Origin of the sequence: Vibrio sp. H11, from assembly GCF_004804295.1 — a bacterium.
GTDB lineage: Bacteria > Pseudomonadota > Gammaproteobacteria > Enterobacterales > Vibrionaceae > Vibrio > Vibrio ostreae.
Genome location: NZ_SSHN01000005.1, coordinates 277,919 through 293,957 on the forward strand (window position 1 = coordinate 277,919; position 16,039 = coordinate 293,957).

At 48.1% G+C, this 16,039-nt stretch carries 13 protein-coding genes; 9 read left to right on the forward strand and 4 right to left on the reverse strand.

Translation table 11 applies throughout. The features are described 5' to 3' along the window. Positions 1-458: 458 nt before the first annotated feature. From E6C74_RS10415 to nspC, 3 genes are all read left to right on the forward strand, one after another. A complete protein-coding gene (locus E6C74_RS10415) occupies positions 459-3,344 on the forward strand; it encodes a pyridoxal phosphate-dependent class III aminotransferase (RefSeq protein WP_136484809.1) in 2,886 nt (961 codons plus the stop codon). A 15-nt stretch (positions 3,345-3,359) separates the two neighbouring features. Beyond that, positions 3,360-4,604, forward strand: a complete 1,245-nt coding sequence (locus E6C74_RS10420; protein ID WP_136484811.1) for a carboxynorspermidine synthase — start codon at positions 3,360-3,362, stop codon at positions 4,602-4,604. Between the two features lie 137 nt (positions 4,605-4,741). Then, positions 4,742-5,875, forward strand: a complete 1,134-nt coding sequence (gene nspC / locus E6C74_RS10425) for a carboxynorspermidine decarboxylase (protein ID WP_136484813.1) — start codon at positions 4,742-4,744, stop codon at positions 5,873-5,875. Between the two features lie 93 nt (positions 5,876-5,968). Here the strand turns inward: nspC and E6C74_RS10430 are convergent, their stop codons facing one another. Together E6C74_RS10430 and E6C74_RS10435 are read right to left on the reverse strand one after the other, a co-directional pair. After that, a complete protein-coding gene (locus tag E6C74_RS10430) occupies positions 5,969-7,567 on the reverse strand; it encodes a methyl-accepting chemotaxis protein (RefSeq protein WP_136484815.1) in 1,599 nt (532 codons plus the stop codon). Positions 7,568-7,959: 392 nt separating this feature from the next. Further along, positions 7,960-8,472 carry an ACT domain-containing protein gene (locus tag E6C74_RS10435; protein ID WP_136484817.1) on the reverse strand — a complete coding sequence of 171 codons (513 nt, stop codon included), beginning with the start codon at positions 8,470-8,472 and terminating at the stop codon, positions 7,960-7,962. 334 nt (positions 8,473-8,806) lie between these two features. Between E6C74_RS10435 and E6C74_RS10440 the strand changes: the two genes are divergently transcribed. The 6 genes from E6C74_RS10440 (at position 8,807) to E6C74_RS10465 (ending at position 14,374) form a co-directional block, all read left to right on the forward strand. Then, the gene (locus E6C74_RS10440) at positions 8,807-9,823 is read left to right on the forward strand and encodes a TRAP transporter substrate-binding protein (RefSeq protein WP_136484819.1); all 1,017 of its coding nucleotides are present in this window, start codon (positions 8,807-8,809) and stop codon (positions 9,821-9,823) included. A gap of 69 nt (positions 9,824-9,892) precedes the next feature. After that, a complete protein-coding gene (locus tag E6C74_RS10445; protein WP_136484821.1) occupies positions 9,893-10,450 on the forward strand; it encodes a TRAP transporter small permease subunit in 558 nt (185 codons plus the stop codon). After that, a complete protein-coding gene (locus E6C74_RS10450; protein ID WP_136484823.1) occupies positions 10,443-11,762 on the forward strand; it encodes a TRAP transporter large permease subunit in 1,320 nt (439 codons plus the stop codon). Before E6C74_RS10445 ends, E6C74_RS10450 begins: the two co-directional genes overlap by 8 nt. A 69-nt stretch (positions 11,763-11,831) precedes the next feature. Then, on the forward strand, positions 11,832-12,329 hold the full coding sequence (locus E6C74_RS10455) for a gluconokinase (protein WP_136484825.1): 498 nt from the start codon (positions 11,832-11,834) through the stop codon (positions 12,327-12,329). Positions 12,330-12,608: 279 nt separating this feature from the next. Then, on the forward strand, positions 12,609-13,850 hold the full coding sequence (locus E6C74_RS10460; protein ID WP_136484827.1) for a CinA family nicotinamide mononucleotide deamidase-related protein: 1,242 nt from the start codon (positions 12,609-12,611) through the stop codon (positions 13,848-13,850). Between the two features lie 278 nt (positions 13,851-14,128). Continuing rightward, on the forward strand, positions 14,129-14,374 hold the full coding sequence (locus tag E6C74_RS10465; RefSeq protein ID WP_136484829.1) for a 30S ribosomal protein S6 modification protein: 246 nt from the start codon (positions 14,129-14,131) through the stop codon (positions 14,372-14,374). 252 nt (positions 14,375-14,626) lie between these two features. Here E6C74_RS10465 and yfaE read toward each other — a convergent pair whose 3' ends face one another. Next, a complete protein-coding gene (gene yfaE, locus E6C74_RS10470) occupies positions 14,627-14,905 on the reverse strand; it encodes a class I ribonucleotide reductase maintenance protein YfaE (RefSeq protein ID WP_136484831.1) in 279 nt (92 codons plus the stop codon). Next, the gene (gene nrdB, locus E6C74_RS10475; protein WP_136484833.1) at positions 14,905-16,038 is read right to left on the reverse strand and encodes a class Ia ribonucleoside-diphosphate reductase subunit beta; all 1,134 of its coding nucleotides are present in this window, start codon (positions 16,036-16,038) and stop codon (positions 14,905-14,907) included. The genes yfaE and nrdB overlap by 1 nt, the downstream gene beginning before the upstream one ends. Position 16,039 lies beyond the last annotated feature (1 nt).

Sequence of the window (16,039 nt, forward strand, 5' to 3'; positions counted from 1 at the left end):
TTGACTTAGTTGTAATTTATCGTTGAAAAGTGATTGCAGCGGAAAGTCATTTTATGGTAATTTCCGCAACAATCTCGGACAGTGCTTCTGGGGGATACGCGTAGTGACCATTCAGGCTGATTGGGACATTACGTAGGGTAGGTATCAGCAAGCCCTTTTGCTGATAGACGGGATACTCTTGCTGTGGGAACAGCATGTGAATGGGAAACCCAACATTGAACTCACTTAACTTACACACATTAATCAGCTTTGTACTTCCTCTGTGCCCTGTTCGCCAGGACAGTAGCATAACCGAACCTTGATTCCTATTTTTTAGTGATTAGTCATCAAGCTGATGACCTTTAAGTTAATTCCGAATTTGTCTGCGGACACAGTCGGGACGTTTTGCTATTTGTCATTTCTCTTATCAACCATTTCCCGAGAAATAGACAGAACTTTAACCATTCAAGGGGACGAAGATGAGTACAGCCTTTGAAGTCGATAACGCTATCGCAACTATGTTTTCCAACCAAGTACCAGTATTAGACGGTACTTATGATCTAACTCCGGATGACGTCCTTCTTGAACAGGCAGAACATGAGTCCGCAGTGCGTTCATACCCACGCCGTTTACCGATTGCTATCAAGCAGGCTTTTGGCTGTCTGGTAGAAGATACCCGTGGTCAGATCTTTTTGGACTGTCTTGCAGGTGCAGGTACGCTGGCACTTGGTTACAACCACCCAGAAATCAATCAGGCTCTGAAAGATCAACTGGATTCAGGTCTTCCTTACCAGACTCTGGATATTGCCACTAAAGCAAAAACCAACTTCATCAAAGCGGTGAAGGGATTCCTGCCAGAAGAACTGGGTAACAACTGTGTGATTCAGTTCTGTGGACCATCGGGTGCTGATGCGGTAGAAGCTGCTATCAAACTGGCTAAGCAAACCACAGGTCGTAACACCCTGTTCGCGTTCCGTGGTGCATACCATGGTATGACGAATGGCACCATGGGTATGATGGGTAACCTGAATACGAAAGCACGTCGTACTGGCCTGATGTCAGACGTACACTTCATGCCTTTCCCATACAACCTACGTTGTCCGTTTGGTCTGGGTGGCGATGAAGGTGCGAAAGCGAGCATCCGTTACATTGAGCGTCTGCTGAACGACGACGAAGCGGGCATCATGAAGCCGGCTGCGATCTTCGTAGAACCGGTTCAGGGCGAAGGTGGTGTCATTCCAGCACCCGCATTTTTCCTGCGTGAACTGCGTCGTATCTGTGACGAGCACGGCATCCTGCTGATTTTTGATGAAATCCAGTGTGGTGTGGGCAAATCTGGCTACAACTTCGCATTCGAAGAAGCGGGCATCGTACCTGACGTACTGTGTCTGTCTAAAGCGATCGGTGGTGGTATGCCAATGTCTCTGCTGGTGATTAACAAGCAACACGATACCTGGAAACCGGGTGAGCACACCGGTACATTCCGTGGTAACCAGCTGGCAATGGTATCGGGTGCGAAAGCACTGGAAATCATTCAGCGTGATAACCTGGTTGAACAGGCGAATATCAAAGGCCAATACCTGCGTATGGGTCTGGAAAAAATTCAAAGCCGCGTAAACTGCGTTGCAGAAGTGCGTGGTAAAGGTTTGATGCTGGGTCTGGAAATCAAAGATCCAAGCGGTGAGCTGAACAAATTTGGTGAGCCAAAAGCGGCACCACAACTGACTCTGGACATTCAGCGTGCAGCGCTGGAGCGTGGCCTGATGGTTGAAAAAGGTGGCCGTGAAGGTTCGGTTATCCGTTTCCTTCCACCGCTGGTCATCTCATTTGAACAGATTGACTTTGCTCTGCGCGTGCTGGAAGAAGCAATGCTGGTTGCCGGCGGCGGTCAAAAAGACCCTGAGCAGGCAAACCAAGAGTGGAAAAAGCATTTCATTCATACCGGTCATATGGGCAGCCAGGAGTTTGCTCAGGTAATGAACCACACGACCGCTGCAATGAAAGCCGTATTTGAAGAAGTCGATGCACCGTACTCTGGTATTGATCCTAAAGCGCTGGAAGCAGCGATTTACGCGGTTGATCTGGATAACAAGAATGCGTCACTGAAAGAGGTGATTACCGATACCGCTGAACTGGTGGCTAAGAACTCTATCATCGTTCAGCACCCGGATTGTATTGCACACCTGCATACGCCGCCGCTGATGCCTTCTGTTGTGGCTGAAGCCATCATCGCGTCTCTGAACCAATCAATGGATTCATGGGATCAGTCTTCTGCAGCAACCTTCGTTGAGCAGAAAGTGATTGACTGGATGTGTGAAAAATATGAGCTGGGCGCGCAAGCGGACGGTATCTTCACCAGTGGTGGTACTCAGAGTAACCAGATGGGTCTGATGCTGGCGCGTGACTGGATTGCTGACAAGCTGAGCGGTCACTCGATTCAGAAACTGGGTCTGCCTGACTATGCTGACAAACTGCGTATCGTGTGTTCGAAGAAATCACACTTTACTGTTCAGAAGTCTGCTTCTTGGATGGGACTGGGTGAGAAAGCGATCCTGGCTGTCGATGCTCTGCCAAACGGCACCATGGATGTGACCAAGCTTGAAGCTGTGGTTGAACAAGCGAAAGCAGACGGTCTGATCCCATTTGCTATCGTAGGTACTGCAGGTACTACTGACCACGGTGCTATCGATGATCTGGTGACGATCGCTGACGTTGCTGACAAGCACGAAATGTGGATGCATGTGGACAGCGCATACGGTGGCGCTCTGATTCTGAGCAGCCATAAAGATCGTCTGAGTGGTATTGAACGCGCGCAATCAGTGAGCGTTGACTTCCACAAGCTGTTCTTCCAAACCATCAGCTGTGGCGCGCTGCTGCTGAAAGATAAGAGCAAATTCAAGTACCTGCTACACCATGCAGATTACCTGAACCGTGAGCATGACACGCTGCCAAACCTGGTTGATAAGTCTATCTCAACAACAAAACGCTTTGATGCCCTGAAAGTGTTTATGACCATGCAAAACGTAGGTCCTAAACAAATGGGCGCAATGTACGATCACTTGCTGGATCAAACCCAACAAGTGGCCGAATTGGTTCGTCAGCATGAAGCTTTTGAGCTTCTGGCTGAACCATCTTTGTCTACCGTGTTATTCCGCGCGGTAAACAATCAGGCGTCTGACCTGGATGAACTGAACAAAGTTGTTCGTCTGGAAGCCCTGGTACGTGGCGTAGCTGTACTTGGCGAAACCATTGTGGATGGCAAAACTGCCTTGAAATTCACAATCTTGAACCCATGCTTAAAGACTTCGGATTTCGAAGCTTTACTGGCTAAAATTGAAACTCTGGCTATTGAGCTAGCGAAATAAAGGTATACGGATACTATGTCTATTCTACAGATTGGGGCGGGCGGCGTTGGCTGGGTGGTCGCACATAAAGCGGCACAGAACAACGACGTGCTGGGTGATATTACCATAGCTTCGCGTTCTATCGCGAAGTGTGAGAAGATCATTGAATCGATCAAGGGTAAACAAAACCTGAAAGATTCTACTAAGAAGCTAGAAGCTCGTTCAGTGAATGCTGACGATGTAGACGCTTTGGTTGCGTTAATCGAACAAGTGAAACCGGATCTGGTGATTAACGCCGGTCCTCCATGGGTTAACGTGCCAATCATGGAAGCCTGTTACCGTGCAAAAGTGTCCTATATGGACACTTCTGTTGCGGTTGATCTGTGCTCGGAAGGTCAGCAAGTACCTGAAGCGTACGATCAGCAATGGGCGTATCGTGATAAGTTTAAACAAGCGGGGATCACCGGCATACTGGGCGCGGGTTTTGACCCGGGCGTAGTGAGTGTGTTTGCCGCTTATGCGGCAAAACATCTGTTTGATGAAATTGATACTATCGATGTGATGGACATCAATGCGGGTGATCACGGTAAAAAGTTCGCCACTAACTTTGATCCTGAAACCAACATGCTGGAAATTCAGGGTGACTCTTTCTTTTGGGAAGAGGGGGAGTGGAAACAAGTACCGTGTCACACTCGTATGATGGAGTTCGATTTTCCTAACTGTGGCCCTTTCAAGGTTTACTCAATGGCGCACGATGAAGTTCGTTCGCTGAAAGAGTATATCCCGGCTAAGCGCATTGAATTCTGGATGGGATTCGGTGACCGCTACCTGAACTACTTCAACTGCATGCGTGACATAGGTTTACTTAACCCGGAACCAGTGACTCTGCACGATGGTACCAGTGTTCATCCGCTGCACGTGCTGAAAGCACTGCTGCCGGATCCGACGTCTCTGGCGCCGGGCTATACTGGTCTCACGTGTATCGGTACCTGGGTTCAGGGCAAAAAGAATGGTGAGCAGCGCAGTGTCTTCATTTACAACAATGCCGATCATGAAGTGGCTTACCAGGATGTTGAGCATCAGGCTATTGCTTACACGACAGGTGTTCCGGCAATCACGGCTGCTCTGCAATTCTTCCGTGGTGAATGGGCTGAAGCTGGCGTGTTCAACATGGAGCAGTTGAATCCAGATCCGTTCCTGGAAACCATGCCGTCAATCGGCCTGGACTGGGAAATTCAGGAGCTGCAACCTAGCGAACCAGTTATCAACATTCTAAAGTAATTTTGACTTGCGGTTTGTCAGTTGAAATGAACTTAGATTGAGATGTAATAAACAGCCGTCACTTGTGATGGCTGTTTTTTCCATTTAAAGACTCAAATGATGATGCCTGCAGCAGGCAGTAATCAGGAAGCGAGACAATGCAAAAAAGCGAATTGAAAACCCCATACTTCATGATTGATGAAGGGAAATTGATCGAAAATCTGGAAATAGCCAAACGTCTGAAAGAAGTGTCAGGTGTTAAGCTAGTTCTGGCTCTGAAATGTTTTTCTACCTGGGGTGTGTTTGACATCATCAAACCTTACCTGGACGGCACCACAAGTTCAGGCCCGTTTGAAGTTAAACTGGGCTATGAAAAATTTGGTGGTGAAACTCACGCTTACAGCGTGGGCTATAGTGAAGATGACGTAAAAGAAGTCGCAGATATCTGCGATAAGATGATTTTTAACTCCCAGTCACAGCTGGCAGCTTATCGTCACCTGGTAGAAGGAAAAGCCTCTGTGGGTCTACGCCTTAACCCAGGTGTAAGCTACGCTGGCCAGGATCTCGCTAATCCGGCACGTCGTTTCTCTCGCTTGGGTGTGCAGGCAGACCACATTGATCCGGCCGTGTTCGAGAGTATCAATGGTGTCATGTTCCATATGAACTGTGAGAACAAAGATGTCGATGCCTTCATCAGCCTGCTGGATGCTATCTCTGAGCGCTTTGGCGCGCATCTGGATAAGCTGGACTGGGTGAGTCTGGGCGGTGGCGTATTCTTTACCTGGCCGGGCTATGATGTCGATAAGCTGGGTCTGGCGCTGAAAGCTTTTGCTGAAAAACATGCGGTGCAACTGTACCTGGAACCGGGTGAAGCGATCATTACCAAAACCACTGATCTGGTGGTCACCGTTGTTGACCTGGTTGAGAACGGCATGAAAACCGCGATTGTAGATTCTGCAACCGAAGCGCATCGCCTGGATACGCTTATCTACAATGAGCCTGCCTCTGTCCTGGAAGCAAGCGACAACGGTGAACACGAATACGTGATCGGTTCTTGTTCTTGCCTGGCAGGTGACCAGTTCTGTGTGGCGAAGTTTGAGCAGCCACTTAAAGTCGGTCAAAAACTGCATATCCTCGACAGCGCTGGTTATACCATGGTGAAGCTGAACTGGTTTAATGGCCTGAAGATGCCTTCTGTGTACTGCGAACGTACTAATGGCGACATTCAGAAGCTGAACGAATTTGGTTATGAAGACTTTAAGCGTTCTCTGTCGCAATGGTCAGTAAAATAATACCGTTGCCGCTTTGACAGCATAAAAAAATCCACCGCTAACGGTGGATTTTTTATTCGTGCCGATGTGGTTATGTGGTGGCCGGAACCCTTATCAAAGTTTAAAGCGGGTCAGCTTACCATCTAACTGGCGTGACAAGTCGGCCAGCTTTTCGCTCTCTTCAGCCAGATAATTGGCGGCTTGCGACATCTCCAGCGCAGCGTCATTGATACCGCTAACGTTACGGTTCATATCTTCTGCAACGGCACTTTGTTCTTCGGCTGCCGTTGCGATTTGCGTTGCCTTGTCACTGACGTGCTGAATATGGCTCACTATCTGTGACAAATCACTGCCTGCATTTTCTGCGCGTTCGACGCTGTTATAGGCCAGGTCCTGGCTCTTCTGCATCGCGCTGGCGGTCGTCACGGCAAGTTGCTGCAGCCGATTAATAGTCGTCTGAATCTCTTCGGTGGAGTGGTGGGTGCGGCTTGCCAGGTTACGCACTTCATCGGCTACCACGGCAAAGCCGCGACCTTGTTCGCCAGCGCGGGCAGCTTCAATCGCGGCATTGAGTGCCAGTAAATTGGTTTGTTCTGAAATGCCGCTGATAACAGCCGTCACTTCACTAATCTGCATCACGCCTTCTTTCAGTTTGTTAACCTGTTCGGCAGCCACTTCCAGTTCGTTCGATAAACTTTTAATGCTGTCGACACTTGAGTGGACATCATTGTTGCCGGTACCGGCTTCGCTGCTGGCATCGAGAGTATCTCGCGCGGTCTCTTCGGCGTGTCCGGCAACTTCTGCCACGGTCGCACTCATTTCGTTCATTGCCGTCGCTAACTGGTTTAACTGATCCCGTTGTGCGACCACGGCCTGGCTGGTCTCCTCGGCCGAAGAAGCTATTCGTATCGCAGCCTCAGCGACTTCACCGGCTGAATGGACGGACTCGCGCAGCGCCGAGCGCATCGAGCTAACGCTCTCATTGATACGCCGGGCGACAACACCGATTTCATCTTTACCTTCTATCTGAACTTCAGCCGTTAGGTCGCCCTGTGCCACAAGCTTCATGGTATCTTTAATGCGTTCGAGCGGCGTCACAATAGCCCGGCTGATGATAAAGCCGAACAGCGACATCACCACGATCACTGCCAGAGTGGCGAGCGCCATTTTCAGAAACTGTTGTTGTACCGCCGTTTGAATATCATCGACCAGCATGCCTGAGCCCAGGATCCAGCCCCAGGGTGCAAAACCTTGTACGGAAGAGAGTTTTTCGGCAGGCTGACCTTTATCGTTCTGCCAGTCGTAAGTGAGAATACCTTGCTGACCATTGCTGGCCAGGTTAACCATATCGAACCAGAAACGTTCGCTGTCGCTTCCCATCTGCTGACCGACCAGTTCCGGGTGCAAAGGATGAACAACCGCCTCGCGTGACTCATTAATAACGAACACATAATTGTCGCCGTCAAATCGTAACGCGTTAATCAGTTTCTTCGCTTCAGCCTGAGCCTGATCTTTGGGAAGTGTTTTTTCAAGAAATGAAACTTGTGAGAGAGTGCTTTTTAAAACGGCATTGAGGCGTGCTTCACGTTCAGTACGCAGATTATTTTGCAATGCGTTCGATGCGATCAGCAGTAAACTGATGAAGCCAATGATCCCGACAGCAATAATGATCGCCAGCTTGTGGCTGACTTTAATATTCTTAAGCTTAAACATCTTTATCCTACCCAACGTTGATTGACAGCATGCTTGTTTTGGCTTTGTACAGAAGGAATATTGTTCGAATTATAAGTGTTGTATCAGAGTACGTTGTTACTGCTGGGACTCTGCTTCTAAGCATCAAGTTAATTTCAAAAAAAATCAATATAAAAAATGTGGTTTGTTATCTGCTTCAAGAAAACACAGGCAGTTATTTTCATCATTATTTATTTGCTAAAAAATAATTATTTGCATTCGAGAAGAGAATTATTCTAACCGTACGTCATGTTATTTTTTGTATGAATTTCCTTCATAAAAAGAAAGGCCATCGACCTCCTGAATAACGATATATTCTATATTGTTGTCATTTTATAACGTCCTGATAGGGCGCAATTATAATGAGGTCGGTTTTATGTCTCGATAATTACCCGGGTATCTTCGCTCAGAGCTTCGAGTTCCTTAGCGACGTCTTGTATGGCTATTTCCGCGGGCAGACGAATGGCTAAATTAGCCGTAAACAAACTTGAACTGACGCCGCCACCTCCGGCGATAAATACCCGTTGGCAATCCATATCGAGAATATGAATGCCCTGGTTATCCAGCACATGAGTGATCTCGTTGACAATTCCATAACGGTCATTAGCATCAAGCCGAATCTGATAAATCGTGTCTGATTGATGTGGGGTCGTATCACAGTCGACAATTTGCACCAGTAAATCGGGGTAGGAATGAAAGGCCTCTTTCACCGTTTGGACTTTTGCGGTGGGGACTTCAACCTTAATCACAGCAGCCACTTGTTCCTCGATAAAATTAACCTTACTAATTAGCCACTTACCATCATTCTCATGGGTAATCGCAGCAAGTTGTTTAATCGTTGACGGGGTTGCTGTACCAACAAAGTTCACTATAAAAGTGCTGTTCATTCCGACCTCCGAACCTCATTCAATTCATCGCTATTAAAGAGTTTAGATGTTGTGTGTGTTTAAATATTGACCGCTATCAACCTTTTCGATAACCAGCGCGGAAAATTTTGGATTAATCCGCCGCTGTTCGCAATTTTAACTAAACTGCACAAAGGCTTATGTTGTGGTGGTTATAAAAATAACATCAGTAAGCTGGATGTTAATGAATGTTTAAAAGCTGTGATCAACTTCATGGACAGCCAATGGGAGTTACCAGTAACATTCACACCGCAAGTTACCGGTAACATAATATTCATAAACCGGTGTTAGACGTGAAACTCGAAAGGATAATTCAATGAAAGCTATGACGAGAACAATTATCGCCGCAGCGGTAACAGGTTTGGTATCTATGTCTGCAATGGCTGCGGATTTCAAGCTGAAAATCCAATCTTCGGATCCATCCGGAGATCGCAACTTCCAGATTCAGCAAGACTGGGCCGAGCGGGTCGAAAAAATGTCCGGCGGACGTATCGATATTGACCTGTTACCTGTTGGGGCAGTGGTTAAACACACCGAAACCCTGAGTGCGATCAAAATGGGGATCCTGGATGGTCATCTGACCGCGACTGAATTCTTCTCTGGTCAGGATCCGGCTTTCGGCCTGTTAGGTAACATGGTGGGTGCCTGGTCAGATACAACCCAACTGCTGCAATACATGAACTACGGTGGTGGCAACGAACTTTTAACCGAACTTTACAAACCATACGGTGTTCATTTTGTTGGTGCTTCAACAACAGGTGTTGAATCTCTGGTATCTAAGAAGCCGCTTGATGGTGTTGCAGATCTGAAAGGTCTGAAACTGCGTGCGCCAGAAGGGCTGGTGCAGCAAGTCTTTGCGGCGGCGGGGGCGACACCGGTTAACCTGCCGGGTTCTGAAGTATTCACCGGCCTGAGTAAGGGCGTCATTGATGCGGCTGATTACACCGTATTCTCGACTAACCAAAAAGCAGGCATGAATGATGTCGCGGCTCATCCGGTTCAACCGGGTTTCCACTCTCTGCCTCTGATCGATGTTTCTATCAGCGAGAAGAAATGGGAAAAAATGCCGGCAGATTTGCAACAAATTCTTGTGACGTCAGTACGTGATTTCTCTTATGACATTACCACTCAGCTGAAAATTGCCGACCAGGCAGCGGTGAAAGAAGCCAATGCCAATCCTAAAATTACCATTCATAACTGGTCTGATGAAGAACGTAAGAAATTCCGTGCTATCGCCCGCGATCAGTGGGCGGTATTTGCAGAGCGTTCTCCGAATGCGAAGAAGGTCTATGATTCTGTGACTACCTTCCTGCAAAACAACGATCTTCTATAACTATCCTATATATTTTCTTTCCATTGAGAGAGGGCGACTTTGCCCTCTCTGTTAAAGCAAGAGTTCGTTATGAGCGAGAAGAAGCTACCGGCTGCGCCTATTCATGATGAGCAGCCTAAAAACGCGCTGGACGTTTGGATTGTGCGTGCTGGTAATGCGTTCAGTCTGCTGTTTCTGGTAACGGTTGCGATTTCTTTTTATGAAGTCGTCATGCGTTATGTGTTTGACTCTCCCACCACTTGGGTACATGAGACGGCGGCCTTTATCGGTGGTGCGTTATTTGTGTTTGGCGGTGTCTATGCCATGGCATCGAATAAACATGTTCGTGTGGTGCTAATTTATGATCATGTGTCACCACGTGCACGTCATTATCTTAATTTAGTCCATCACATTGTCGGATTAGCCTTTGCCGGCATGATGGCGTATGCCTCTTATATTACTGTTGAAGCTTCCTGGTTTGCACCGTGGGGCGAGATGCGTCTGGAAACCTCAGGTTCTGCTTTTAACCCGCCTTATCCGGCGCTGCTGAAAGCGGTTATTTTTGTCACTCTGGTGATTTTGGTCGTGCAATTTGTGTTGCACCTGATTCAGGAAATTCAAGCCCTAAGGAAAAAGCGCGATGTTTGATCTTTCTTCAATTGGTATTGAATGGGGCAGTCTGCTCATGCTGGTGATGATGATCGGCTTGCTGCTGACAGGTATGCAGCTGGCGTTCGTTACCGGTTTCGTTGCCATCTTCTTTACCCTGGGATGGTTTGGTGTCGATGCTATTCCTCTGATTACCAGCCGTATGTACAGCTTCGCTTCGGACTACATTTTCCTGGCTATTCCGATGTTTGTACTGATGGCGGCGATGCTGGATCACTCCGGGATTGCGCGCGATTTATTTGATGCGATGAAATCCGTCGGACGCCGTGTGCGTGGCGGTGTGGCCGTACAAACGCTGCTGGTTGCAGTACTTTTGGCATCGATGTCCGGCGTTATCGGTGGTGAAACCGTTCTGTTGGGTATCCTGGCACTGCCACAGATGCTGCGACTCGGTTATGACCGCAAACTGGCTATCGGTACAACCTGTGCCGGTGGTGCGTTGGGTACTATGTTGCCGCCAAGTATCGTACTGATTATTTATGGTATGACCGCCAGTGTATCAATCGGCGACCTGTTTAAAGCCGCCTTTGTTCCGGCGTTTATTTTGGCGATGTGTTACGTTGCATATGTGCTGATTCGTTGTTATCTGAATCCTTCACTGGCACCGGAATTTGATCAGCAAGAGCTGGAAGAAGATAACGAGCGCCCGAATTACTTTAAAGCACTGTTCTTCCCGCTACTATCGGTGGCTGTGGTATTAGGCAGTATTTATACCGGTGTGGCATCGGTCACCGAAGCATCGGCCCTTGGTGTCGTCGGTATTATGTTCAGTGCGGTTATTCGCGGTGAGATGGGCTGGACGATGCTCAAAGAGAGTGCCATCGCCACTATGCGTACCTGTGGGATGATCATCTGGATCGGTATTGGCGCGACGGCTCTGGTCGGGGTTTACAACCTGATGGGTGGTATCGACTTTGTTGAAGAGACGATTCTGGCTCTGTCGGGCGGTAGTGCCATTGCGACTTTGCTGATCATGATGGTGATTCTGCTGGTGTTGGGTATGTTCCTGGACTGGGTCGGTGTTGCTCTGCTTACCATGCCTATTTTCGTACCTATCATCATCAATCTGGGCTATGACCCAATCTGGTTTGGTGTTGTGTTCTGTCTGAACATGCAGGTTTCTTTCCTGTCACCACCATTCGGTCCGGCGGCTTTCTATCTCAAATCGGTAGCGCCGAAGGACATCAGTCTGGGATTGATTTTCTCGTCACTGATTCCGTTTATTTGTATGCAAATTCTGGTACTGGGACTGGTTATTGTGTTCCCGCAACTCGCGATGTGGTGGCAGTAACCTTAAGCGACCAATTTCAATTTGAGCACAAAGGCCCCATTTGAGTGGGGCCCAGGGAAGTATTGTCCTATGAAAGCGAAAAAAATCTTAGTAATGGGTGTATCCGGTTGCGGTAAGAGTTCAGTTGGCAGCCAGATGGCGCAGCGATTGGGTCTGACCTTCTTTGACGGTGATGACTTTCATCCTCAGCACAATGTCGACAAAATGAGTCAGGGTATTCCTCTGACCGATGAAGACCGTTACGGTTGGCTGCAAACGCTCAATCGTCTGTTTATTGATAATGACTCAGCGGTCATTGCCTGCTCGGCGCTTAGGCCGCAGTATCGCGATATCTTGCGCGAGAATAATGACGAGTTAGTGATCATCTATCTGCAAGGCGATTACGACACCATTTGGTCGCGCTTAAGTCAGCGTGCAGACCACTATTTTCAGGGTGAAAAAATGCTGCGTAGCCAGTTTGAAACTCTGATTGAGCCTGGTGCTGATGAAGCGATATTTATCGATATTACTCAGCCGATGGATGAGGTGGTTGCGAAAGCGCTACAGGCGATTGCGGACAAAACCTGAACTCGATAGTAGGATCATAACCTTCATTGCTGCTGTGATGACTATATCGATAACAAAGCGCCTCCGGGCGCTTTGTTGTTTATGTAACTCAAGGATTGGCTCTGAAGCTGAGCCACAAAGTGCCAGAGCCGCTGGGTTGCACCAGCACATCGATATGAAATTGATATAAAACTGGGAAATTGACATGAAACTAATAGAGAGATACGGTCGATCGGCGATATAGTGAAACAACAAGCAGTCTGTCCTATCAGACGCAATGAGAACAACAAGGTTATATCTATGCTTAAAATAGCAATGTTAAGTACCGGTGAGGAAGTACTGCATGGTGACATCGTCGATACTAATGCAGCCTGGATGTCCCGCGAATTTTTTGAACACGGCTTTTCTTTATCCAAGCGTTCGACAGTCGGCGATGCACAGCCTGTATTAGCAGAAGAAATGCTGATGCTGAGCTTTAATAACGACATTGTGATTGTGAATGGTGGCCTTGGGCCTACCACTGATGACTTAAGTGCGGCTGCGGCATCACAGGCCGCTGAGCAGCAACTGGTTCTGTTCCCGCAGTGGCTGGAGCGTCTGGAGACCTTTTATGCGGCCCGAAACCGCACCATGCCGGAAAGCAATATTAAGCAGGCGATGTTGCCGGAAAACGCGACCATTATCGATAACCCGATCGGTACTGCGTGTGGTTTCAAAATGCAGATTAACGACTGCTGGTTCTATTTTACGCCCGGTGTCCCAAAAGAGTTTAAGCGTATGGTGGCTGAGCAGATCCTGCCTGATCTGAAGCGTAACTATCCGGAGCAGGCTGGGCTGGAGTGCAGCCGTTTGTATACCTTTGGTTCCTCTGAATCAGGGATCGCAGACAAACTGGATAAGCTGCATCTGCCGCAGGGCTATGTGCTGGGTTACCGTTCCTATATGCCCTTTATTGAGGTGAAGCTGTTTGGTCCGAAGAGTGATCTCGATACGCGGGTGAAATTCCTCCAGCTTATGTATTCCCTCCTGGAGCAGCATGTGGTGAGTGTTGATGAACCGATGCTGGCCCATATCGGCCATCTAATGGCCGATAAAGGTCTTTCATTGTCGATAGCAGAACAAGCAACCAAAGGGTGGTTATCGCACTGGTTGCTCAGTAATGAGCAGGTCGAAGTGTTGAGTGGCCATAGTTGGGTTCTGAGTCATGGTACGGATGCCGGACTGGGTGAAAAAGATCCGCTCGCAGCGGTGTTTGCTCTGGCCGGTGCGACCAAAGATAAATGCACGACCGACCTGGCACTGGTTACCGGCCCTCTGAATGAGGATACATTCAGTGTCGCGCTCTCTTCTCCGCAGGGAGAGTGGGGGCAACTGTTTAAATTCAGCCGTGCGTTCAGCGCTCAGGAACAAAAGGAGCTGATGGGTACCGTTGCGGCCGATATGCTGCGTCGTTATTTGTCCGGTAAAAACGTTCTGGCACAGTACGGTTCGCTGTCGACGTTGAAGGAACTCTACTTGCCGGCCAATGTACTTAAAGGCTGAGTAGATGGTTAACGGTTAATGAGTCGGTCTGATTTCTCTTTAGAAATAACCCGAATGCTAATAAACGGATTGTCTATCCATCGAATGGGTAATAAGACATTGAATTATATGCTTATTACCCATCTGACTTTATCCCCGCCAGTTATACCAAAATTATCTAAATGTTAAGCACATGATTTATTGGGTGATGCTAAAACTGTCTTAAATCTGAGCCATCTCGTTTGCGTGATTGCACTTAAACTAAGTTCTGTTGTGTTCCATTTCAGCGGGAGGCTGGTATGTTCCATCAATCAAGGATTTTGGTTTGGTATGAAGTGGCAAGTCAGAAAGTGGTTCTGGGAGAGGCTGTAGGGAGTGTGAATCGGGATGTGGTTTCTTTATGGCTGCATGCCCCGGCAGACAGCAATCAGATCGATTATCAGGGTTATCGTTTGTCTCTGTATGATGATGGTGGAAGAGAGATCGCCAATAAGTCGGTCTCTATGGGGACCGCCGATCAGATTTTAGGTGGTGAGTTTAAGTAGGGAAGGAGCACAGCCGCTGTTAATGCCTGCATTTTATATTGTTCCGCTTAAAAATTCGTATTGTTCCAGCTAACTCGTATTGCTTCACTTAAATGTGTGGCGACAAGAGGTGTATGTGGATAGATGTGCTTAGGGCAGGCAGCGAGTTGAAGAAAAAGCGCAACTAAAAAGCCAGAGTCGTGCACTCTGGCTTTTTTCATTGCGTTGCTCAGTGTGTTCGGACGGTGACACCGCTAAACCACTGAGTGGAGACTAGGCGCGTTTGGCTTTGACATGATAGTTGACGTTGACCAACTCTACAGCCGTTTTGGCCTTACAGATACACGGCAAGATTTCATCACTTTCCGTGTAGGCCATAGCAAAACCAACGTATTCGACTTCACCTGATAGCAGAGTACAGCGGCAGGCGCCACAATGGCCGTCCCGGCAGTTGTATTCAGGGTTCAATCCGGCCTGCTCCATGGTTTCGAGCAGAGTATTAGACGGATTGGACTCAATGTTGACGATTTTGTTGATTTTAATCGAAGCCATTACAGTTCAAAGCCCTCGAAGTCATTGGCTTTGACTTCGTTGTCGATTTGACCGACGAGGTAAGAACTGATTTCTGCTTCCTGTGGCGCAACCTGAACGTTGTCAGAAGATAACCAGGCATTGATCCACGGAATCGGGTTGCTGGTCGCACCAGGGTACGCAGGCTCGAGACCAACCGCATGCATACGAATGTTGGTGATGTACTCAACATACTGACACAGGATGTCTTTGTTCAGGCCAATCATCGAGCCGTCTTTGAACAGATATTCTGCCCATTCTTTCTCTTGCTCAGCGGCCTGCTTGAACAGGTCAAAACTCTCTTGCTTACACTCTTCAGCGATCTGCAGGAAGGCAAAATCATCCATACCGTTGCGCAGCAGGTTGATCATATGCTGCGTACCGGTCAGGTGCAGTGCTTCATCACGGGCGATCAACTTGATGATTTTGGCATTACCTTCCATCAGTTCACGTTCGGCAAAAGCGAATGAACAGGCAAAGCTGACGTAGAAGCGAATCGCTTCCAGCGCGTTAACCGACATCAGGCATAGGTACAGCTTTTTCTTCAGGCCGTTTAGCGTGATGTGAACAGTTTCGCCGTTGATTTCGTGGCTACCTTCACCGTAACGGTGGTAATCGTTACTCATTTTGATCAGATCATCGTAGAAGTGAGCGATGTCTTTCGCGCGCTTGATGATGTGCTCATTCTCAACGATGTCGTCAAACACCAATGCAGGATCGTTCACGATGTTACGGATGATGTGCGTGTACGAACGAGAGTGGATGGTTTCAGAGAATGACCAGGTTTCAATCCAGGTTTCCAGCTCAGGAATAGAGACCAGTGGCAGCAGAGCGACGTTCGGGCTGCGGCCCTGGATTGAGTCAAGCAGGGTCTGGTATTTCAGGTTGGAGATAAAAATGTGTTTCTCGTGATCTGGCAATTTCGCGTAGTCGATACGGTCGCTGGAGACATCAACTTCTTCCGGACGCCAGAAAAAAGAAAGCTGTTTTTCAATCAGCTTTTCGAAAATATCGTATTTCTGCTGGTCGTAGCGTGCGACGTTAACCGGCTGACCCAGAAACATAGGTTCTTTAAGTTGGTTATTTTTTGTTTGAGTAAAAGTACTGTAAGCCATT

Coding starts and splice junctions, on each gene's coding strand:
- E6C74_RS10465 (WP_136484829.1), top strand. CDS start 14,129: ATGTTCCATCAATCAAGGATTTTGGTTTGGTATGAAGTGGCAAGTCAG.
- E6C74_RS10420 (WP_136484811.1), top strand. CDS start 3,360: ATGTCTATTCTACAGATTGGGGCGGGCGGCGTTGGCTGGGTGGTCGCA.
- E6C74_RS10435 (WP_136484817.1), bottom strand. CDS start 8,472: ATGAACAGCACTTTTATAGTGAACTTTGTTGGTACAGCAACCCCGTCA.
- E6C74_RS10450 (WP_136484823.1), top strand. CDS start 10,443: ATGTTTGATCTTTCTTCAATTGGTATTGAATGGGGCAGTCTGCTCATG.
- yfaE (WP_136484831.1), bottom strand. CDS start 14,905: ATGGCTTCGATTAAAATCAACAAAATCGTCAACATTGAGTCCAATCCG.
- E6C74_RS10445 (WP_136484821.1), top strand. CDS start 9,893: ATGAGCGAGAAGAAGCTACCGGCTGCGCCTATTCATGATGAGCAGCCT.
- nspC (WP_136484813.1), top strand. CDS start 4,742: ATGCAAAAAAGCGAATTGAAAACCCCATACTTCATGATTGATGAAGGG.
- E6C74_RS10460 (WP_136484827.1), top strand. CDS start 12,609: ATGCTTAAAATAGCAATGTTAAGTACCGGTGAGGAAGTACTGCATGGT.
- E6C74_RS10440 (WP_136484819.1), top strand. CDS start 8,807: ATGAAAGCTATGACGAGAACAATTATCGCCGCAGCGGTAACAGGTTTG.
- nrdB (WP_136484833.1), bottom strand. CDS start 16,038: ATGGCTTACAGTACTTTTACTCAAACAAAAAATAACCAACTTAAAGAA.
- E6C74_RS10455 (WP_136484825.1), top strand. CDS start 11,832: ATGAAAGCGAAAAAAATCTTAGTAATGGGTGTATCCGGTTGCGGTAAG.
- E6C74_RS10430 (WP_136484815.1), bottom strand. CDS start 7,567: ATGTTTAAGCTTAAGAATATTAAAGTCAGCCACAAGCTGGCGATCATT.
- E6C74_RS10415 (WP_136484809.1), top strand. CDS start 459: ATGAGTACAGCCTTTGAAGTCGATAACGCTATCGCAACTATGTTTTCC.